At 72.5% G+C, this 18967-nt stretch carries 19 protein-coding genes; 12 read left to right on the top strand and 7 right to left on the bottom strand.

The features are described from left to right. Window positions 1-261: 261 nt before the first annotated feature. A complete protein-coding gene (gene cutA, locus ACWG52_RS34995) occupies window positions 262-585 on the bottom strand; it encodes a divalent-cation tolerance protein CutA (RefSeq protein ID WP_389818242.1) in 324 nt (107 codons plus the stop codon). Window positions 586-749: 164 nt separating this feature from the next. On the opposite strand from cutA, the gene ACWG52_RS34990 reads away from it, so the two are divergent. Next, window positions 750-1295 carry a hypothetical protein gene (locus ACWG52_RS34990; protein WP_389818245.1) on the top strand — a complete coding sequence of 182 codons (546 nt, stop codon included), beginning with the start codon at window positions 750-752 and terminating at the stop codon, window positions 1293-1295. Between the two features lie 20 nt (window positions 1296-1315). Here the strand turns inward: ACWG52_RS34990 and ACWG52_RS34985 are convergent, their stop codons facing one another. After that, window positions 1316-1930, bottom strand: a complete 615-nt coding sequence (locus ACWG52_RS34985) for a dihydrofolate reductase family protein (RefSeq protein ID WP_389818248.1) — start codon at window positions 1928-1930, stop codon at window positions 1316-1318. Window positions 1931-2142: 212 nt separating this feature from the next. Here ACWG52_RS34985 and ACWG52_RS34980 point away from each other — a divergent pair, with 212 nt between their 5' ends. Together ACWG52_RS34980 and ACWG52_RS34975 are read left to right on the top strand one after the other, a co-directional pair. Then, the gene (locus ACWG52_RS34980) at window positions 2143-2709 is read left to right on the top strand and encodes an HPP family protein (RefSeq protein ID WP_390136468.1); all 567 of its coding nucleotides are present in this window, start codon (window positions 2143-2145) and stop codon (window positions 2707-2709) included. Between the two features lie 220 nt (window positions 2710-2929). Continuing rightward, window positions 2930-3604, top strand: a complete 675-nt coding sequence (locus tag ACWG52_RS34975) for a DUF4097 family beta strand repeat-containing protein (protein ID WP_453126960.1) — start codon at window positions 2930-2932, stop codon at window positions 3602-3604. Between the two features lie 46 nt (window positions 3605-3650). Here the strand turns inward: ACWG52_RS34975 and ACWG52_RS34970 are convergent, their stop codons facing one another. Next, entirely contained in the window at window positions 3651-3947 is a 297-nt protein-coding gene (locus ACWG52_RS34970; RefSeq protein WP_266355377.1) for a hypothetical protein, read from the bottom strand. Between the two features lie 371 nt (window positions 3948-4318). On the opposite strand from ACWG52_RS34970, the gene ACWG52_RS34965 reads away from it, so the two are divergent. The 6 genes from ACWG52_RS34965 (at window position 4319) to ACWG52_RS34940 (ending at window position 11800) form a co-directional block, all read left to right on the top strand. Then, on the top strand, window positions 4319-5539 hold the full coding sequence (locus ACWG52_RS34965; protein WP_453126958.1) for a cytochrome P450, cyclodipeptide synthase-associated: 1221 nt from the start codon (window positions 4319-4321) through the stop codon (window positions 5537-5539). Window positions 5540-5665: 126 nt separating this feature from the next. Next, window positions 5666-6058 carry a nuclear transport factor 2 family protein gene (locus ACWG52_RS34960; RefSeq protein WP_033221360.1) on the top strand — a complete coding sequence of 131 codons (393 nt, stop codon included), beginning with the start codon at window positions 5666-5668 and terminating at the stop codon, window positions 6056-6058. Between the two features lie 109 nt (window positions 6059-6167). Beyond that, complete coding sequence (locus ACWG52_RS34955; RefSeq protein ID WP_453126955.1) at window positions 6168-8171, top strand: AAA family ATPase; 2004 nt, start codon at window positions 6168-6170, stop codon at window positions 8169-8171. 115 nt (window positions 8172-8286) lie between these two features. Continuing rightward, entirely contained in the window at window positions 8287-9840 is a 1554-nt protein-coding gene (locus ACWG52_RS34950; protein ID WP_389813184.1) for an MFS transporter, read from the top strand. Window positions 9841-9913: 73 nt separating this feature from the next. Next, window positions 9914-10354 carry an SRPBCC family protein gene (locus ACWG52_RS34945; protein ID WP_453126952.1) on the top strand — a complete coding sequence of 147 codons (441 nt, stop codon included), beginning with the start codon at window positions 9914-9916 and terminating at the stop codon, window positions 10352-10354. Between the two features lie 81 nt (window positions 10355-10435). Further along, the gene (locus tag ACWG52_RS34940) at window positions 10436-11800 is read left to right on the top strand and encodes a carotenoid oxygenase family protein (protein WP_389813179.1); all 1365 of its coding nucleotides are present in this window, start codon (window positions 10436-10438) and stop codon (window positions 11798-11800) included. Between the two features lie 189 nt (window positions 11801-11989). Here the strand turns inward: ACWG52_RS34940 and ACWG52_RS34935 are convergent, their stop codons facing one another. From ACWG52_RS34935 to ACWG52_RS34920, 4 genes are all read right to left on the bottom strand, one after another. Then, the gene (locus tag ACWG52_RS34935; protein ID WP_453126950.1) at window positions 11990-12937 is read right to left on the bottom strand and encodes an NADP-dependent oxidoreductase; all 948 of its coding nucleotides are present in this window, start codon (window positions 12935-12937) and stop codon (window positions 11990-11992) included. Between the two features lie 404 nt (window positions 12938-13341). Beyond that, a complete protein-coding gene (locus ACWG52_RS34930) occupies window positions 13342-13851 on the bottom strand; it encodes a GNAT family N-acetyltransferase (protein ID WP_453126949.1) in 510 nt (169 codons plus the stop codon). 134 nt (window positions 13852-13985) lie between these two features. Next, window positions 13986-14372 carry a hypothetical protein gene (locus tag ACWG52_RS34925; protein WP_453126947.1) on the bottom strand — a complete coding sequence of 129 codons (387 nt, stop codon included), beginning with the start codon at window positions 14370-14372 and terminating at the stop codon, window positions 13986-13988. 121 nt (window positions 14373-14493) lie between these two features. Beyond that, the gene (locus tag ACWG52_RS34920) at window positions 14494-15045 is read right to left on the bottom strand and encodes a DoxX family protein (RefSeq protein ID WP_390136448.1); all 552 of its coding nucleotides are present in this window, start codon (window positions 15043-15045) and stop codon (window positions 14494-14496) included. A gap of 126 nt (window positions 15046-15171) precedes the next feature. Between ACWG52_RS34920 and ACWG52_RS34915 the strand changes: the two genes are divergently transcribed. The 3 genes from ACWG52_RS34915 (at window position 15172) to ACWG52_RS34905 (ending at window position 18928) form a co-directional block, all read left to right on the top strand. Further along, entirely contained in the window at window positions 15172-17013 is a 1842-nt protein-coding gene (locus tag ACWG52_RS34915; RefSeq protein ID WP_453126944.1) for a diacylglycerol kinase family protein, read from the top strand. A 1-nt stretch (window position 17014) separates the two neighbouring features. After that, window positions 17015-17995, top strand: a complete 981-nt coding sequence (locus tag ACWG52_RS34910) for a YihY/virulence factor BrkB family protein (protein ID WP_453126942.1) — start codon at window positions 17015-17017, stop codon at window positions 17993-17995. 168 nt (window positions 17996-18163) lie between these two features. Continuing rightward, window positions 18164-18928 carry a phosphatase PAP2 family protein gene (locus ACWG52_RS34905; protein WP_389813235.1) on the top strand — a complete coding sequence of 255 codons (765 nt, stop codon included), beginning with the start codon at window positions 18164-18166 and terminating at the stop codon, window positions 18926-18928. Window positions 18929-18967 lie beyond the last annotated feature (39 nt).

Below are 18967 nucleotides of genomic sequence, written 5' to 3'. Positions count from 1 at the left end.
GACCGGGGGCGAGGGCGCCACGGCACAACCGACGGACCGTTGTCCGGTCGCCGGGGAGAGGGGGAAGGTCAGGCGGCGGCAACCGGCGAGCTGGTCGCTCGCGCGGTCGCGGTGGTGCTGGGGCCGGTGACGTTCATGCGGCTCACCCTAGTGCGAGCCTGCCGCCGGTGCGCGGGTATTTTTCGCGCCGGCGGCAGGAGCGAGGCGGGACGGGGCGGGTCGGGGACGGGGCGGGTCGGGGACGGGGACGGGGGCGGGGGGCTACCCGGTCGTGGTCTCCTTCTCCACCCACGCCAGGTACTCCTGCGAGGTTCCGACGGTCGGGAGCACGATCCACTGCGGCACCTCGTACGGGTGCCGCTCGTGGACCCACGCCTGCAGTTCGGTGACCTTCTCCGCGGTCGTCTTGAAGGAGATCCGGTACTCCCGCTCGTGCTGCACCGCGTCCTTCCACCAGTAGAACGTGGTCATCCGGGCGTCGATGTGCGCACCGGCCGCGAGCCGGGCCTCCACCGCGGCCCGCGCGATCTCGTACGCCTTCGTCTCGTCGTCCACGGTCGTCTGCGCGATCACGATGCTCGCCATGCGGGTCCTCCTGGGTCGGGTTCGGCCACCCTACGGTCGGCGCCCACCCGCCCCGGTACTCCGGTCCGCGCCGGCAGGCACGAACCGACCGGAAGGTGGGTAGGGCTGACTGCCGCGGCGCGGCTGTCGTGCGGCGGCAGGGGAACCGGTTCGGGGGAGGAACTGTGGCGTTGCTCGATCAACTGCCCGCTCTGATAGGCGTCGTGGTCGGTTCGCTCGGCTCCTACGCCGCACAGACGCTGACCGAGCGTCGGCGGTGGACGCGGCAGCGGCAGGAGCGGTGGGACGAGAAGCGCTTCGAGACGTACGGCCGTTACGCCAATGCCCTGAAGGCGCAGCTCCGCGTCACCCAGCGCATCGGCGCCTCGCTCGGATTCGCCGACGTGGCGGACCCGTTGGCACCGGCGGAGGGTCTGCCGATGCTCGCCGACGCGGAGTCCCACCGGGCGACGGAGTGGGAGTCCGTCCTGCTCGTCGGGGACGCGGCGACGATCGCGGCGGCACGGCACTGGCACGAGACGATCTGGACCGTGGAGCTGCTGGTGCGGGAGGGCACGGTCGACGGCGAGAGGTGGACCAAGGCGCATCGGCTCGCGAGTGCGGCACGCGACGCCTTCTACGAGAGCGCACGGAGCGACCTGGGGATAGGGGGAGCTCCACCGCCGTCGGGGCAGTGGCCACGACAGTGGCAGGCCGAGCTCTCCGGGTGACCCCGAGGTGTGGAGGCGGCCTAGTGCTGGGGCAGGTGGGTCCTGGCGTCCTCGTACGTGCCCTCGCCGGGTGCGGTGGCCACGGCGTAGCTGAGGTTCAGTACGCCGGTCCGGAAGGTGACGGCGGACAGCAGCTCCAGCGGGATCGTCGGTGCGTCCTCCTCGAACAGGCGCATGCCGTTGCGTACGGCGATCGGGTGCAGCAGGAGGTTCAGTTCGTCCAGGAGGCCGGCGGCCACGAGTTGACGTACGACGGAGACCGAGCCGCTGATCCAGACGGGGCTGTCCGTGGCCGGCTCGTTCTTGAGCGCGGCGACCGCTGTGGTGAGGTCGCCGACGAGCTGTTCGGAGTTCCGCCAGGTGAAGTCGAGCCGACTGTTCGACACCACGATCTTGCGGGCGTCGCCGAGCACCTCGGCGAACGGGGCGTCCTCCCCACCGGCCGCTTCCCGCCCCGGCCAGGCGCCCGCGAAGCTGTCGTAGGTCCGGCGCCCGAGCAGCAGCGTGTCGGCCCTGCCGAGGGTCGCGTCGACGGCCGCCCCCATGTCCTCGTCGAAGTAGGGGAAGTGCCACTGGTCGGGCGCCTCGACGACACCGTCGAGCGAGATGAACAGCTGCGCCTTGATCTTCCTCATACCGGTCTCCGGGAGCTGGTCGTCGGTCCGTCCGTGTACGGCCCCATCCAAGGGCATGCGCCGGCAGGATGCCGCTCGACTCCCCGACGGCAGCCGATACGCAGGCGTTGTAGGCCGGTGACAGACCGGCGGTGCAGGGTGGCGGGCGGTGCGCGGGTCCTCCCGTCGCATCCCGACCCGATCCGTGGACCGCCGCGCCAGGAGCCGCCCCAGTGACCGCTGACTCCGTGCTGCCGCGCCGGGGCGTGCCCGGCCCCGAGGCGCCGCATGACGACGTACCGCTCCCGAAGAGGCGCGGGTACCGGTATCCGGCCTGGCGCGGCGCGGCGGCGGGCCTGCACGGGGTCGGCGCGGTCACCGCAGTCCTGCTGGCGCTCGCGGCCATCGGGGCGGTGATCAGCGAGCCGGTCCTGATACCGTCGCTGGCCGCGAGTGCCGGGGTCCTGCACAGCGCCCCCACGCTCCCGATGGCCCAGCCCCGGAGCGTCGTCGTCGCGCACCTGTTGGGCGCCGCCGCCGGGTACGTGGCCCTCGCGCTGGGGCAGAGCAACCCCTGGAGTGCGGCGCTGGCCGGAGGACTGACGTTCGCCGCGACCACGCTCGCGCGGACGCCGCACTCACCCGCCTGCGCCACCGCGGTCGTGGTCGTGCTGCAGACCCCGGCTCCCGGACGGTTCGTCCCCCTGCTGCTCGGGGCCGCCGTGGTCCTCGTGCTCGGCGGTTTCGCGGCGTCCCGCGTACGCCGGGGAGCCGCCCGGTACCCGGTCCGCTGGTGGTAGTGCGGCCCGACTGACGTTCACTTCCATTCCATTGCAACGAACACGTCGCACACTGTTGCGTTAAGCGCGAAACCATTGCAATGAAATCCTCTATTTGACCTGCAGTGATGCAGATTCAACGCAACGAGTATGTTGCCAGTTTCTCGAACGCAACGTAGCTTTTCGTTCATCAGAAACCGCGGGGCGCACGGAGCGCAGCCGCTGATGAAGGAGAAGCACCATGCAGAAGTTCGCCACCACCGCCCCGATCGCCGCCGTCCTGGACGTCCCCGCCGGGCTCATCCGGTTCATCGCCGCCGACCGGGCCGACACCACCGTCGAGATCCTCCCCGCCGACGCCTCCAAGAGCCGCGACGTGAAGGCCGCCGAGCAGACCGGCGCCGAGTACAGCGACGGCGTGCTGCGGATCGCGGCCGCACCCGCGAAGAACCGGGTCCTCGGCAACCACCCGGGATCCGTCGAGATCACCGTCCAACTGCCCGCCGGCTCCAGCGTCGAGGCGAAGACCGCGGCCGCCGAGTTCCGCGGCGTCGGGCGCCTCGGCGACGTCACCTTCGAGAGCGCCCAGGGCACGGTCAAGCTCGACGAGACCGCGAGCGCCCACCTCACCCTGATGGCCGGCGACGTCACCGTCGGACGCCTGGGCGGCCCCGCGCAGATCACCACCCAGAAGGGCGACCTCCACATCACCGAGGCCCAGCGCGGCACCGTCGAACTCACCACCCAGGCGGGCGACATCACCATCGGCACCGCCCGCGGGGTCTCCGCCACCCTCGACGCCGGCACCGCCTACGGCCGCGTCCACAACGCCCTCACCAACACCGAAGGCGCCGCCGCCGGCCTCACCATCCGCGCCACCACCTCCTACGGCGACATCACCGCCCGCAGCAACTGAACGAACATCTGGACCGGTACGGAAGGATCGGGCGGCGGCACCCTCATCAGGGCCGCCAACCGAGGACCCTGGCCAGTGACAGCATCAGGCCGAGGTGGGTGACGACCAGGAACACCCACTCCATGGGACCCATGCGCCATCGGCCGCGGGCCGTCGCCCGCCATGCGTACGCCGTGGTGCCGACGGCGAGCAGGAGCAGCGGCGCCCAGAGGACGGCCCACCAGGACCGGACTTCGGTCAGGCGGAGTACGAGGGACAGCACGGCGAACAGCGTCGAGGGCAATCCCCATCCCGGCTTCTCCTGCTTCTCGCCGGTGGTCGATATGCCTGCCGAGGCGTTCAAGGCATGTCCTTTCGGGGGCGTTTTCGAACAGGGCTCACCATAAACGCCGTTTGAACAGACACGCTCAAGAAATTGCTCCCTCCTCATGCGGCCACGAACCCTCAGGCCTCGGGCCTGGCGCCCTGAGCTGCGGATCTTGCGCCGTTTTCGACCCAATGGCCGGAGGTGAAGTCCTTCCAACCGGGGCAACCCGTACGGGCGTTCGCACGTCTTGCAGGCCGGACCGCCCACCTGCTCGTTCTCCCGCGCACGCGAGGTACACAGGCGGCCGTCCCGGCCGGAACTCCTTCGGCCAGGACCAGGGCGGGGGCTCTCGCCGACCCCCGCTCTCGTTCCTTCCGTGCGTCGCGCAGTTCGAGAGGCCTTCCCCCATGTCCGTGGTCGATACCGATTTCAGCGTCCTGTCCGAGGAGTTCGCCGCTGGTCCCGAGCGCTATTTCGCCCAACTCCGGGAGCGGAGACCGGTGCATCACGAACCGGCGATCGACAGCTACTTCGTCTCGCGTCACGCGGACGTGAAGCGGGTGCTGACCGACCATGAGCTGTTCACCACCGAGAATCTGCAGGTGCGCGCCGAGCCGGTGATGCGTGGGCCCGTCCTCGCGCAGATGACAGGGGCCGAGCACACCGCCAAACGAAGAATCGTCGTCCGGGCCTTCACCGGATCGGCGCTGCAGGACCGGATACGCATCATCCGCGCCAACGCCGCCGAGCTCATCGCCCCGTTCCTCCCCCTGGGCCGGGTGGACCTGGTCAACGACTTCGGCAAGCCGTTCGGCATGCACGTGACCCTCGACGTCCTGGGACTGGACCGGAAGGACTGGCAGCAGGTGGCCGCCTGGCACAGCGGGGTGGCCGAGTTCATCACCGGCCTGAACCTCACCCCCGAGCGCCGCCGCCACTGCGTCGACCAAGCCGAGCGGTTGGAGGCCTATCTCCTCCCGGTGATCGAACAACGGCGCCGCGATCCCGGCGACGACCTGATATCCCAGCTGTGCACCGCCGAGTTCGACGGCGTCGCCATGACCGGCCGCGAGGTCACCGCACTGATCATCAACGTTCTGGTGGCCGCCACCGAACCCGCGGACAAGACCCTCGCCCTGCTCTTCAAGCACCTCGTCGACCATCCCGAGCAGATGGCGCAGGTCCGCCGGGATCCGGATCTGCTGGGCGCCGCGATCGCCGAGACCCTGCGCTACACCCCGCCGGTCCAGCTGATTCCCCGCCAGGCGGAGAGCGACGCCGTGTTCGCCGGCACCACCGTCCCGGCGGGCGCCACCGTCTTCTGCATGATCGGCGCGGCCAACCGCGACCCCGACGCCTTCACCGCGCCGGACACCTTCGACATCCACCGCTCGGACCTGGGCACCGCCCGCTCCTTCACCGCTGCCGCCCAGCACCTGGCCTTCGGTACCGGACTCCACCAATGCGTCGGCACCGCCTTCGCGCGCACCGAGCTGGAGACCGTCGCGGGGATGCTCCTGCCCCTGCTCGACCAGGTCCGCCACAGCCCCGGCTTCCGGTACCAGGAGACCGGCCTCTACACCCGGGGCCCGGTCGCGCTGTCGCTGGACTTCACCCCCGTCCGATGACGCGACTCGTACGCGCGTGACCGACGTACGTGAGCGTCGCACGTGAGCGCCGTACGTGACCGCCCTACGTCCGTCCCTCCCCGGGACTTCCCCCCGTACACCCCCCACTCTCAGGCGAAGACGACCATGACATCGACCGACATCACCCGAGCCATCGACGATCTGCTGTTCACCCCCGGCCTCGACCTCACCGAAGCCATCGACCGGCACTTCACCCCTGACTACCGCCAGCGCACCAACGGCGTGTGGAGCGACCGCGCCTCCTTCACCCAGCACATGACACGCCTGCGTTCCTTGATCCGCAGCGGGCACATCGAGGTCCACGACGAACTCCGTGACGGGACCCGCTACGCCGACCGCCACACCGTCACCCTCGTCCACGAGGACGGCCACACCTCCCGTACCGAGGTCTACCTCTTCGCCCTGCTGGCCGCCGACGGCCGCTTCCGGCGCGTCGAGGAGACCACGCTCCTGGTCACCGGTCACGCCGACGACGGGAACCTCGGCCTCGTCAAGTGACATGAACGGGCCTGCGTGGAGATCGACTTCGCGCAGGCTCAGGGTGTCCGCGACAGTGCCCGGCCACCCGCAACCGCTGTCCACCGCCGCAATGAAGGATGGAGCCGCCATGGTGTCCGTGGGGGAAAGACTGAGCAGAGCACGTGTACGGGCGTTCGTCGGCCGGGACGAGGAACTCGAACGGTTCGGCGAGGCGTTGGCGGGTGATCCGCAGGCACCGTTCGCGTTCTACGTGTACGGTCCGGGCGGCATCGGGAAGTCGACGCTGCTGCGGCGGCTGGCGGACCACGCCCGGGCCGCCGGCCGGCTGCTCGTCGAACTCGACGGCCGCTTCGTCAGCCGCGACCCGGCCGATTTCGAGCACGCCGCCGGGCCGTTCCTGGACGTGCCGGGCACGGTCCTGTTCGTGGACTCGTTCGAGCACTGCCAGTGGCTGGAGAGCTGGCTGTGGCACCACTTCCTGCCGCGTGCCGCGGACGACACCCTGGTCGTCCTCGGCGGCCGGCGGGCTCCGCAGCCGCAGTGGGCCGCCGATCCGGCCTGGTCCCGGCTCCTGCGCGTGAGCGAGCTGGAGCCGTTCTCCGCGGAGCAGGCCCGGAGCCTGCTGGTGGCGGCGCAGATCCGGCCCGAACTGCGGGACCGGGTGCTGCGCTTCGCCGGGGGCAACCCGCTCGCGCTGTCGCTGGCGGCCGCCGCCGGATCGGAGGGCTGCGGCCGGGAGGAGATCTGGGCACCCACGGCGGACGTGCTGCGCACCCTGCTCGCGGGGCTGATCGGGGAGGTGCCCACGGCGTCCCACCGTCGCGCCCTGGAGGTGGCGGCGCAGGCCCACTCGACGTCCGAGGAGCTGCTGGCCGCCGTGCTCCCCGGGGAGGACGTGCATCCGCTCTTCTCCTGGCTGCGCGACCTGCCCTTCATGGAGTCCAGCCTGCGGGGGTTGTACCCGCACGACGCGGCGCGCGAGACGCTGGCCGCCGACCTGCGCTGGCGGGCGCCCAACGCCTTCGAGGCGATGCGTCAACGCCTGGCGGACGAGTACCTGCGCATCCTGCGCGAGGCGCCCGAGGAACGGGTGTGGACCGTCACCGACGATCTCTTCTACCTGTTCCGGGAGGGCGCGACGCTGGCCCGACTGCGCTCCTGGTCCCGCGAGGACGAGGTCCACGACCGTCCGCTGCACCCGGACGACATCGATGTCATCCTGCGCATGGCCGCCGAGACGGAAGGGGCCGCCTCGGCGGACCTGGTCCGCTACTGGACGCGGCGTCAGCCGCAGTCGTTCAGCGTGTACCGGCTCGTGGGCACGGGCCGGATCGTGGCGTTCACGGCGCGACTGGTCCTGCCGTACCCTCCCGATGCCCAGGACCTGGCCACCGATCCCGTTGTCGCCGCGGCCTGGCGGTACACCGAGGACACCGACCCGGTGAGCCCCGGTGAGCACATCGGCGTCAGCCGTTTCTCGATCTACCCCGAGCAGTACCAGGTGCCCTCCCGGGTCATCGACCTGAGCAGCTCCCGGGCCCAGGCGGAGGCGGCCCGCGCCCGCGGACGCGCGTACGGGTTCGCCGTGTTCCAGGACGCCGAGACGTGGGCCGCGCGGGTCAAGGGCACGCTGGTGGACACGGGGGCGCGGCCGCGGGTCGGCGCTCACACGTACGGGCTGTTCGGCGTCGACTGGCGTCAACTGCCCGTGGAGACCTGGCTCATGCGTTTCATATCGGCCACCGAGGCGCCCGCAGCCCCGTCCGGGCCGTCGCCCGTTTCGCGCACCGCGTTCGACCAGGCCGTGCGCGAGGCGCTGGCCCACTGGCGTGACGCGGACGCGTTCTCCGCCTGCGCGCTGATGCGGTCCCGTCTCGCGGCCGACTTCGACAGTCCTGTCGGGGAGTTGCGTGCCCTGCTGCGCGGGGCCGTCGACGAACTGGGGCTCGACCCGCGCGGGGTGCGCGCCCGCGAGGCCCTGACGGCCGGCTACTTCTCCGGCGCGCCCACCCAGGAGGCCGCTGCCCGCCGCCTGGGTCTCCCGTACGGCACCTATCGCCGCCATCTGCGCCAGGGCCTGGATCTGCTCTCTGAGGCCTTGTGGCAGCAGGAGCTGCACGATCCGCGGTAGCGACGGTGGACGCGCACCGCCGGCGGGCCCGGTGGACAGGTGCGGACAGGAGTGGACAGTGGCCGGTCCTGGCGGACCTGGATAGTGGACAGCGTCCGCGTCGAGTCTGTGCGACATGAACGTTGCACTCACGCAGACGGGCCGGGCCGCAGGCCGGGCTCCCCGGCCGGGAACGGTGCTGGCCGCGCTCGCCGCGGCCCAGTTCACCGTCATGCTCGCCACCTCGATCGTCAATGTGGCGCTGCCGCAGATCCGCGCGGGGGCGAACCTCTCGGACGGCGGGACCACCTGGGTGGTCAACGCCTACGGCCTGGCGTTCGGGGCACTGCTCCTGGCGGGCGGCCGGGTGGCCGATCTCCTGGGCCGCCGCCGGGTGCTGGTCGGCGGGCTCGCCCTCTTCGCACTGGCTTCGGCGGCGGCCGGACTGACCAGCTCCTCCGGCGTGCTGATCACCGCCCGTGCGGTGCAGGGTGTGGGTGCCGCCGCGATCGCCCCGGCCGCGCTCGCGCTGGTCATGGACCGGTTCCCGCCCGGCCCGGGGCGCGGTAGGGCGCTGGGCGTGTGGGGTGCGGTCTCGGGCGCGGGAGCGGCGGGCGGCGTGCTGCTCGGCGGTGTGCTCACCCAGGCGTGGGGCTGGCCCTGGATCTTCCACTCGGTGGCCCTCGGATCGGCGGGGGTACTGGCCGCCGTGGTCGCGCTGGTACCACGGGACACCGCGGCGGAGACCGGACATCAGGGCGCACGGCAGGGCGAACGGCAAGCCGTGGCGAACCGCGGGCGGTTCGACCTGCTGGGCACCGTCACCGTCACCCTCGCCCTGACCTCGCTGGTGTGGGGGCTGACCACGGCACGCGGCGCCGGCTGGACCGACGCCCGGGTACTGGGCTCCCTCGGCGCCGCCGCCGTGCTGCTGCCGGCCTTCTACGTGATCGAGCGCCGCCGGCCGAACGCGCTCGTACCGCCGCGGCTGCTCCGTACCGGCCGGGTCGCCGCGGGCAATCTGCTGATGGCGCTGCTGGGGTCCGTATGGATCGCCCTGTTCTTCTTCCTGCCGCTCTACCAACAACAGGTCCTCGGATCCGGCCCCTTGCTCACCGGGGTGGGACAACTCCCGCTCGCGGTGGCCCATATGATCGGCTCCGCGCTCGCTCCGCGGATCGCCCGAGTCGTCGGAGCCACCGCGACCGTGACCGCGGCGCTGCTGACCGAGGCCGCCGGTCTGTTGTGGCTGTCGTGGATGCGGCCGGACGGGACCTACCTCGTCGACGTCCTCGGGCCGAGCATCCTGGTCGGCCTGGGCCTGAGCATCGCCTTCGTCCAGCTGACCGCGCTCGCGGTGGACGGCGTACCGCGTGAGGACGCGGGTCTCGCCGGCGGACTGGTGAACACCACCCGCCAGGTCGGCGGCGCCATCGGCCTCGCCGCGCTCGCCACCCTGGCCGGCTCCGTCACCGCCCACGCCTCCACCGACCGACCGCCTCTGGACGCCCTCACCGCCGGCTACCAGACGGCCTTCACCGCCTCCGCCGCCGTCCTGGCCGCCACCGCACTCCTCGCCCTGTTCCTGACCCGCCGTCCCGGCGCGCGTACGGCGACCGACACCACCGCCCGACCGGCCGGCGCCGATCCGGGAACCTCTCCGCTCCCACCGGTCCCGCTGGACCGGTAGATCAGCCACACCAACCACAACCACAGCCACAGCCACAGCACCGACACATCTCATCCAGACAGGAAGTACAGCCATGGTCACCATCGACGAAACCGCCCCCGTGATCGTCCGCCTGAGCACCGTGATCGACGCCCCGCTCTCGACCCTGTGGGCGCTGCACACCGATGTCGCGGCCTGGCCGACCTGGAACACGGACATCGACCGGACGGCGGTCGACGGACCGCTCCTTCCCGGCCGATCCTTCCGCTGGCTCACCCACGGCCTGGACATCACCTCCACCGTGTGCGAGCTGGTCCCGGGGAAGCGGATCGTGTGGGGCGGGACCGTCGAGGGCATCGTCGGCGTCCACGTATGGACCTTCGAGCAGTCCGACGCCGGTGTCGTCGTCCACACCGAGGAGTCCTGGAGCGGAGAACCCGTCGACGCGGAGGTCGACGAACTCGGCAAGGCTCTCCACGCCTCCCTCGAAGGCTGGCTCTCCCACCTGAAGAACCGTGCGGAGCAGCCTGCCTGACGGGACATCACCTCGATGTCGCCACACCCGCCCCTCTCCCCCGATCGACCCGTCCACGCATCCACGAAAGGGATTCCCGCCATGACGACCACCCCGCCGTACCTGACCGGCCACTACACCCCCGTCGCCGACGAGATCTCCGCGACCGACCTGACCGTCGAGGGCTCCCTGCCGCCGGAGCTGACCGGCCGACTGCTGCGCAACGGCCACAACCCCAAGCCCGGTGTCACGCCCACCCACTGGTTCAAGGGCAGCGGCATGGTCCACGGCATCCGCCTGCGCGACGGCCGCGCCGAGTGGTACCGCAACCGCTGGGTCCACACCCCCGCCCTCGAAGGCGCCCCGTACATGACCGAACACGGCCCCGACCTGACCGCCAGCACCGCCGGCACCCATGTCATCGAACACGCCGGACGCCTCCTCGCCCTGTGCGAGGCCAACCTCCCCTTCGAACTCACCCCCGACCTCGACACCGTCGGTGCCCACGACTTCGACGGCAAGCTGCGCGGCGCGATGACCGCACACCCCAAGGAGGACCCGGTCACCGGCGAGCTGCACTTCTTCGGCTCCTCGCCCTTCCCGCCGTTCCTGACCCACTACGTCGCCGACGCCAAGGGCGCCATCACCCACAGCGCCGAGGTGCCCGGAGCGACCGCCTCCCTCAAGCACGACTTCGCCATCACCCGCCGCCACGTCGTGTTCATCGAGGGCAACGTCACCTTCGACCCCACCGAGCACTCGGGCATCCCGTACAGCTGGAGCGACCACCAGCCCTCCCGCATCGGCGTCATGCCCCGCGGCGAGGACGGCGCCCGCCACACCCGCTGGTTCTCCATCGAGCCGGGCAACATGCTCCACGTCTCCAATGCCTACGAGGACGGCCAGGGCCGCATCGTCCTGGAAGGCCCCACCGTCGACCGGGAGGGCTTCCAGCTCTCCTGGAACTGGTGGGTCGGTGCGCCGGGGCGCGGCAGCGAGCCCAACACCCGCTCCTACACCCGCCGATGGGTGATCGACCTGTCCGCCGGCACCGTCGACGAGCAGATAATCGACGACCTCGCGATCGAATTCCCCACCCTCAACGAGGACTACCTCGGCGCCGAGAACCGCTACCAGTACGCCATCTCCTTCCCCGACGAGAAGGGCTTCGGCGGCTACGGCATCGTCAAGTACGACCGCACCACCGGCGCGCGCCGCATCCACCAGGTCGGCGACGCCCGGCTGCCGAGCGAGGCGGTCTTCGTCCCCGCCGCAGGCGCCACCGGCGAGGACGACGGCTACCTCCTCAGCGTCGTCTCCGACCTCAAGCAGGACGCCTCACAACTGCTGGTCCTCGACGCCTCGGGCCTCGACCGGATCGCCACCGTCCACCTGCCGCGACGCGTCACCGCGGGCATCCACGGGTCCTGGATCCCCGACAGCGAGCTCGACGGTTCGGCGAGCTGACCCCGAGCGGGGATGCGCCCACCCTGTGGCGCATCCACCACCGCTCCCCCGAACGGCCCTTCCCCGGGGCCGACTGCCGGAGCCGCGTGCATCACGCGGCTCCGGCACGCTTCTGTGCCGGCGAGCCGACGCGCGGTCGGGCCGGCGTCACCGGGCAACGGAGAGGTCGACACCGGGACCCGGCAGCTGTCAGGTCGTGATGACGAGTTTGCCTCGGACGTGCCCGTTCAGGAGGGCGGTGCGGGCCTCGTCGATGGAGGCGAGGGGGTAGTTGCGGGTCTCGGCGACGCGTAGGCCGCCCGCCGTCACCCCGGTGGCCAGGCGCACCATGTCCTCGCCGGTGGCCCGGTAGGCGAAGTTCACCGCCCTGATGCCCCGGGCCGCGAGAGCGTCGGGGTCGGTGGCGAAGACCGTGCTGAGCAGCCGGCCGCCGTCGCGCAGCAGAGGTGCGATACGGGTGGAGACGGTCTCGGCGTCGTCGGCGAGGTCGATCACGGCGTCGATGCCGTCGGGGTGGGCGGCGCGGACCGCGTCCGCGACATCGGTGGTGCGGTGATCGATGGTCTCGGCCGCGCCCAGGGAACGGGCGTATGCGTGGTCCGCGGCGGACGCGACGGCGATGACGTGGGCGCCGTGGTCGGTGGCCATCTGGAGCGCGTACGAGCCCACGCCGCCGGTCGCACCGACCACGAGGAGCTTTTCGCCCTCGGTCAGGCCGAGCCAGTCCACCGCGCTCTGCGCGGTCCCGCCGGTCATCGGCAGCGCCGCGGCGGCCACGGGGTCCAGGCCCTCGGGGCGGTGTGCGAGCGCCGCCTGCCGGGGGGCGGTCATGTATTCGGCGAAGGAGCCGTGCTCGAAGGAGTGCGGCCACACGAGGCCGAACACCTCGTCTCCGACGGCGAAGCCGGCGCCCTCACCGGTCGCGGTCACCATGCCTGCCACGTCGAAGCCGAGGGTGAGGGGGAAGGAGAACTCGGCTCCCGAGCCGGCCAGCTCTCCGCCGGCCGTCTTGAAGTCGAGCGGGTTGACTCCCGCCGCACGAACCCTGATCTGCACCTCGCCCGGCCCGGGGTCCGGAACGGGGACGTCCCGAAGGGCGGGGGTATCGCCGAAGGCGTCGATGACGTAAGCGCGCACAGCGGGGGCCTTTCAGACATGGCCGCCGAACCCTGCGGCCTGAGGCAGCCGGAGTCGGAGGACGGTCGGACACCGACATGGACCGCAAGGGATCATCGCCCGGGAACGACGGACGGAAGCGCCCGGAACACCCCGATCGGCCAGGGGCGACCCGGACGGCGTATCGGAAGGCGGCCCGGAACCTACGCTGCGGGGGCGCGGCCGACCACTGTGGGAGCCGTGTCGGGCAGCGGCACCGAAGCCTCCCGCACCTGCGCCCTCATCCGTCGTCGACGCCTCGCTTCGCCATGTGCCCCCACGCACACCGCCGACCAGCCCCCTGCCGAACCCCTACCCGCAACCGGGCAGGGGTCTCGGCCGTGCCGCCCGCCCCACCGGGGTCGGGTGCGGGTGCGGTGCGGTCCTCAGCTCAGCGCCGCACGGGGATCGACGCGCCAATGGTTCGTCCTCAGGACTCGGTCGGCGAAGGTCACGTCCCGCTCTTCCAGGAGCTGGAATCCCAGTGAACGACATATGCCGTTCGAAGGGGTATTCGTCACCGTCGGGAACGCGTGCACGAGTCCCCACCGGCCGTCGTCCCGGGCACGCTCCAGCAGTGCCCGCACCGCCCGCCCGCCCACGCCACGCCCCTGGAACTCCGGCAGCACCATCCAGCCGATCTCGGATATCTCCTCGCCGTCCTCCGAGTGGGACCAGAGCGTCACGGTGCCCGCCGCCACCGCGGGATCCGCCTCGTCGAGAACGATCATCTTGATCCACTGCGCACCCGACTCCGCGCTCCGAACGTCGCGACGGACCTTGTCCTCCATGCCTTCACGCGGAAGCGGCCCACCGAGATCGGTCATCATGGCCGGGTCGCACCGCATGCGTACGTAGGCATCCACATCGCCCAGCTGGACGTCCCGCAGCTGCATCCCTACTCCTCTGTCGGCTCTCCACCTGATGCTCTCGATCATGCTGGACGTCGGGTCGACGATGCCGGCAGGCGACCCGGGTTCCGCCGGAAGCGCACATCACGAGCCGTTCCTGCCGCTGAGATCGGCGGCCCTCAGTCGTCACCGGGGCGGGGCGGCCCCTCGTCCGGCCCGGTCCGCAGGTCCAGCATGGCGAGCAGCGCCGCCAGGTCTTCGGGGCCTGCGGTACGGGCAGAGACCGCCGCGTGGGCTCGCTCGCGGCGGCCGGCGGCGAGGCCCGCGGCGGTGTCCCGGCAGCGCGGCTCACCCCTGGCATCCGCTCCGGAACCGATCTCCGTGTCGGCGAAGGAGCGGTGCTCGGCGGCGCCCGCACAGGTGGGGGCGATGCCTGGTCGCCTGCGGCGCAGGGCGCTCCGGGCGACGCCGGCCAGGATCTGCGCCAGGTGGCGCGGGCGAAGCGTGCTCGGGCGGAGCAGCGGGCCGACGGGTATCCGTAGGGCGTTGCCACGGGCGTCTGCCATGGGGTTCTCCTCGCCGTTCGGTCGGGTGCCGGATCGGTGGTGGCGGCCGGGACCCGGAGGTCGTGCGCCGGGTGGTGCTGCCGGCCGGGGAGACCGGAGCGGAGCGGCCGTTCGGCCTGCCTCAGCGGGATCCGGTGAGGGATCCGGTGAGGGAGCCGGCCACCCCCTTGGCGCGGTGGACCGTACGCGCCGCGGCCGCCTCGACGGGGCGGCGGACGGCAGCCACCGGATGCCTGTGATCGAACGCGTGCCGGGATCGGAAGACGAGCGAGGGCTTGCCGTGGGTGTCCACGGCGGCGATGAGGAGCCCTCCCAGCGTGGAGAGGTCGGTCAGGAAGTGGGCGCGCTGCCGCGCGCGCTCCTGTGGGTCCTCCACCGTCCAGAAGGCATGCGTGGTGAGGGAGGTCGGCACGAGCGTGGCGGCGAGCGTGAGCGCGCTCAGGCGCGGTGCGCGCCCGGTCGCGAACATCAGTCCCGCCGCGGCCTGGATCGTGCCGGTGACGCGCGCCAACCGGAGCGGATCTCCGGCAAGGGCCGGGACGCGCTTCCCGACCTCCTGGATGACGGGTCGGGCCCCTTCCGCGACGGTCTCGGGGCGGTGCAGGGTGCGTAGGCCGCCCGTGACGAACGGGGCGGCGAGGAGAGGGCGGGCGAGCTTTCGTAGAACGGCCATGGCCCGCTGTTGCCCACACCCCGCCCTTCCATCCGGGCGGATTCCTGTGCGCCCCCGACCGGGGCTCGCCCGGGACGTGGCGGCGGCGGGACGCATGACCGAGCCGTGGTGGGTAACACGCCGTCAATGAACAACGCACACTCCGCAGGCAAGAGATCCGGCCTCCTCCTCCTGCTGCTGCCCTTGCAGGCGGCCTCGGTCGCCGGTCTGGGATTGCTGGTGACCGGGCCGCTGGCCGGCCGGTGGCCGCTCTCGGTGGAGGACGGCGTCAACCAGGCCTTGGCGGACCGGCGCGAGATCCTCGTCACGGCGGTCTCGGCGGGGATGTCGCAGCTGGCCGCCACCGAGAGCATCGTCACGCTGACGCTCGTCGCCGTGCTGGCCCTGCTGCTCGTGCCGGGGGTGCCCCGCGTCCACCGGTGGCGGGATGCCGCGTTCCTCGCCGGGTCCGTGGCCGCCCAGTCCGCGGTCTTCCTGCTCGTCACCGTGGTGGTGGGGCGTGCCCGGCCCGATGTGTCGCACCTGGACGCGGCGCCGCCGACCTCCAGCTTCCCCTCCGGGCACGTCGGGGCCGCCACGGCGCTCTTCGGCGGACTGGCCGTGCTCGCGGCCGGGCGGTTGAGCGGTGCCCGGCGCGTCCTGGTGGTGGGCCTGCTCCTGCTGGTCCCCACGGCGGTGGCGGTCTCCCGGGTGTACCGGGGTATGCACCACCCCTCGGACGTCGTGGTGGGGCTGCTGAACGGCGGGTGCACCCTGCTGGTGATGGCGTACGCGCTGCTCCGGTCCACACCCGGTACGAGGACCCCGGCGGGCCTCGCCGCGCCCCGGACCCGCCCGGACGACACCCGGGCCGCCCACATCGCCACCACCCGGGTACCCGCCACCGCTCCCACCGCTCCCGCCGGCCCGCGCCGGGCCGTGGTGGTCCGCCACCCGCACGGCTGCGACGACGGCACGGCCGCCCGGGTGCGGGATCTCCTCCGCGGCCACGGCCGCACGGACCAGGTGTGGACCTCGACCACCGCCGAGGAGCCGGCGGGCGCACTCGCCGCCCGCGTGGCCGAGGCGGACACCGACCTGGTGGTGGTGTGCGGAGGCGACGGCACGGTACGGGCCTGCGCCGACGTGCTGTCCGGCGGCGGGATCCCGCTGGTGATCGTCCCCTGCGGGACGGGGAACCTCCTCGCCCGGAACCTGCGGCTGCCCACCGATCCCGACACGGCCCTGCGGGAGGCCCTGGCCGGGACGACCGTCGGGATCGACCTGGGCCGGATCCACGGTGACGGACTCGTGCCGACCCGGTTCACGGTCATGGCCGGGGCCGGGTTCGACGCCGCCATGGTCCGGGACGCCTCCGCCCGGCTCAAGCGGCGCCTGGGCTGGGCCGCGTACGTACTCTCCGCACTGCGCCACCTCGGAGATCCCCGGATGCGGCTGTCGGTCCGGCTCGACGGGGGCGCCCCGCTGGAACGGCGGGCCCGCATGGTCGTCCTCGGCAACGTCGGCTCCCTGCAGGGCGGGCTGCCCCTCCTGCCGGACGCCCGCCCCGACAGCGGCCGGCTGGAGGTGGTGCTCCTCGATCCGCGGGGTGTCACGGGCTGGCTCGCGGCGGCCCGGCACCTCCTGACCCGGTCCGCGGCGCGGGCGTCCGGGCCGTGCCTCTCCGGCGGCCAGGACCGGCGGGCGGCGCACGGGGCGTTGGAGTACTTCAGCGCCGGGCGGATCGACCTGCGCTTCGCCCGACCTCAGCCGCGCGAGCTCGACGGCGACGCCTTCGCCGCCGGGACCCGGCTGACCGCCGAGGTCGAGCCGGGCGCGTTGCGCGTCTGCCTGCCCGTACGCGAGCCGGCCGAGCCGATCGCCGCAGCCGGGCCGGTCCGGGCGGCCGACGGGGCCGAGGAGCCCGACGGGGCGCGCGGCACGGCCCGCCCACCCGCGCGGACCGGCCGACCGGACGGGGTGCGCTGACATGGGCACCGCCACACGCGTACCGCAGCGCAGCCAAGTGAAGGCCGCGGAGGCCGAGTTGCGGATCCAGGGCGAGGAGCTCTCCGCCGAGGAGGCGTGGGCCGCGCTGCGCCGCTACGGCGGGTGGAACCTCGTACGGGACTCCTTCGTACGCTTCCGCTACGCCGACGGGTTCAGCCACTCCCGGGCCCTCGCCCTCCAGACGGTCCTCGCGATACTGCCGCTCGCCATCGCGCTCATCGGCCTGTCCGGCGTACTGCACACCGAGGACATCGGCCGGATCGCGGAGCTGACGATCCGCCGGCTCGTGAGTGGTCCCAGCCAGGACGTCGTGGACGACGCCCTGCGGGAGAGCCACCGCCACGCCGGGGACGGCGGCGAGGTGGCCCTCTGGCTGGGGCTGTTGTTCTCGATCGCCAACGTCACCACCGCCATGTGCCAGGTCGAGCGGGGCGCCAACCGGATCTACGGCGTGGAGCGCGACCGCCCCTTCGTGCGCAAGTACACCCGTGGGCTGGTGATGGCGCTGTCGGCGGGGCTGCCCCTCGGGCTCGCCTTCTCGGTCACCGTGCTCGGCTCCGACCTGAGCCTGGCGATGACGGAGGTCTACCACCTGGGACCGACCGCGCACCGGGCGTGGGACGTACTGCGCCGGCCGGTGGGCATCCTGCTGGCCGTCGTCGCCACCAGTGCCGTCTTCCGGCGCTCCCCGCGCCGCACCCAGCCGGGCTACACCTGGCTCGCGTTCGGGGCCGCCGTGCACCTGGTGCTGTGGCTCGGCGCGACGTGGGCGCTGAGCCTGTACGTCGGGGCCGACAGCTCCTTCACCACCGTGTACGGGCCGCTCAGCGCGTTCATGGCACTGATCCTGTGGTCCTACCTCACCTCGCTCGCCCTCTTCCTGGGCCTGTCCTTCGCCGCCCAACTGGAAGCCGTACGGGCGGGCGTGGTCGAGCCGGTCACGGCGGACCCGGGGATCTGATGCACGGCCCCACGGGCCGGCCGGCCCCTGCCCCACCGCACGGAGAAAGGAACCCCACCGACCATGACGGAGCGATCCGACCGACCCCGCCCCCGCCCCCGATTCCGGCTTCGGCGGCTGCTCGCACGACTCGTGTCCGGGCGGACCGGGCCCGACGCCCGGTTCGGCATGCGGCTCTTGGCGACCGTGGCCGCGACCGCGCTGGCGGCCGTGCCCTTCTCCCTCGCGCTGGTCCTCGTGGAGTCGCGGTGGCCGCCGCTGCGGCGGCTCGACCAAGGCGCCGCCGAGTGGCTGCACCGCACCGCACTGGACCACCCCGCCTGGGTGCGGGTGCTCGAATTCCTCACGCACGTCGCCTGGGGGCCGCTGACCATGCGGCTGTTGGTGGCCGCGGTGGTGGTGTGGCTGCTGTGGCAGCGGGCGCTGCGGCTGGCCGCCTGGGCGGCCGTGACCGCCGTGGGGGGAGGCCTGGTGGGCCTGCTGGCGAAGCACGTGGTCGAGCGAGCCCGCCCGCACCTGCCCGACCCGGTGTCCCACGCGCCCGGTTTCTCCTTCCCCTCCGGGCACGCCATGACGGCCACCACTTCCTGCGCCGTACTGCTGCTGGTCCTGCTCCCCCTGGTGCCGCGCGCGTGGCGCCTACCGGCCTGGGTGCTCGCCGTGGTCGCGGTGCTCGGCGTCGGCGGCACGCGGGTCGCGCTCGGCGTGCACTGGGTGAGCGACGTGATCGGGGGCTGGCTGCTCGGCCTCGCCGTGGTCACCGCCACCACCTTGGCCTTCGAGGCGTGGCGCGGCGACATCGGCCGCCCCCGCACCACGCCCGCCGAGGGCCTGGAACCGGAGCTGGTGACGGCCCACCCGGAACCGCCTGCCGGAGCGTCCCAGGGCGGGCGGATGCACGGCGGCCTGCGGTCCGGCCGAGGTGGTCGATGATCCGGTCCGCCGCCCGACTACGAGACCTCGAACAGCGAG

This window comes from Streptomyces sp. CLCI03, assembly GCF_053615355.1.
The sequence above is the reverse complement of the archived record's forward strand: the minus strand, read 5'-3'. Positions and strand labels throughout refer to the sequence as shown.

Coding starts and splice junctions, on each gene's coding strand:
- cutA (WP_389818242.1), bottom strand. CDS start 585: ATGGCGAGCATCGTGATCGCGCAGACGACCGTGGACGACGAGACGAAG.
- ACWG52_RS34985 (WP_389818248.1), bottom strand. CDS start 1,930: ATGAGGAAGATCAAGGCGCAGCTGTTCATCTCGCTCGACGGTGTCGTC.
- ACWG52_RS34975 (WP_453126960.1), top strand. CDS start 2,930: ATGCAGAAGTTCGCCACCACCGCCCCGATCGCCGCCGTCCTGGACGTC.
- ACWG52_RS34965 (WP_453126958.1), top strand. CDS start 4,319: ATGTCCGTGGTCGATACCGATTTCAGCGTCCTGTCCGAGGAGTTCGCC.
- ACWG52_RS34960 (WP_033221360.1), top strand. CDS start 5,666: ATGACATCGACCGACATCACCCGAGCCATCGACGATCTGCTGTTCACC.
- ACWG52_RS34955 (WP_453126955.1), top strand. CDS start 6,168: ATGGTGTCCGTGGGGGAAAGACTGAGCAGAGCACGTGTACGGGCGTTC.
- ACWG52_RS34950 (WP_389813184.1), top strand. CDS start 8,287: ATGAACGTTGCACTCACGCAGACGGGCCGGGCCGCAGGCCGGGCTCCC.
- ACWG52_RS34945 (WP_453126952.1), top strand. CDS start 9,914: ATGGTCACCATCGACGAAACCGCCCCCGTGATCGTCCGCCTGAGCACC.
- ACWG52_RS34940 (WP_389813179.1), top strand. CDS start 10,436: ATGACGACCACCCCGCCGTACCTGACCGGCCACTACACCCCCGTCGCC.
- ACWG52_RS34930 (WP_453126949.1), bottom strand. CDS start 13,851: ATGCAGCTGCGGGACGTCCAGCTGGGCGATGTGGATGCCTACGTACGC.
- ACWG52_RS34925 (WP_453126947.1), bottom strand. CDS start 14,372: ATGGCAGACGCCCGTGGCAACGCCCTACGGATACCCGTCGGCCCGCTG.
- ACWG52_RS34920 (WP_390136448.1), bottom strand. CDS start 15,045: ATGGCCGTTCTACGAAAGCTCGCCCGCCCTCTCCTCGCCGCCCCGTTC.
- ACWG52_RS34915 (WP_453126944.1), top strand. CDS start 15,172: ATGAACAACGCACACTCCGCAGGCAAGAGATCCGGCCTCCTCCTCCTG.
- ACWG52_RS34910 (WP_453126942.1), top strand. CDS start 17,015: ATGGGCACCGCCACACGCGTACCGCAGCGCAGCCAAGTGAAGGCCGCG.
- ACWG52_RS34905 (WP_389813235.1), top strand. CDS start 18,164: ATGCGGCTCTTGGCGACCGTGGCCGCGACCGCGCTGGCGGCCGTGCCC.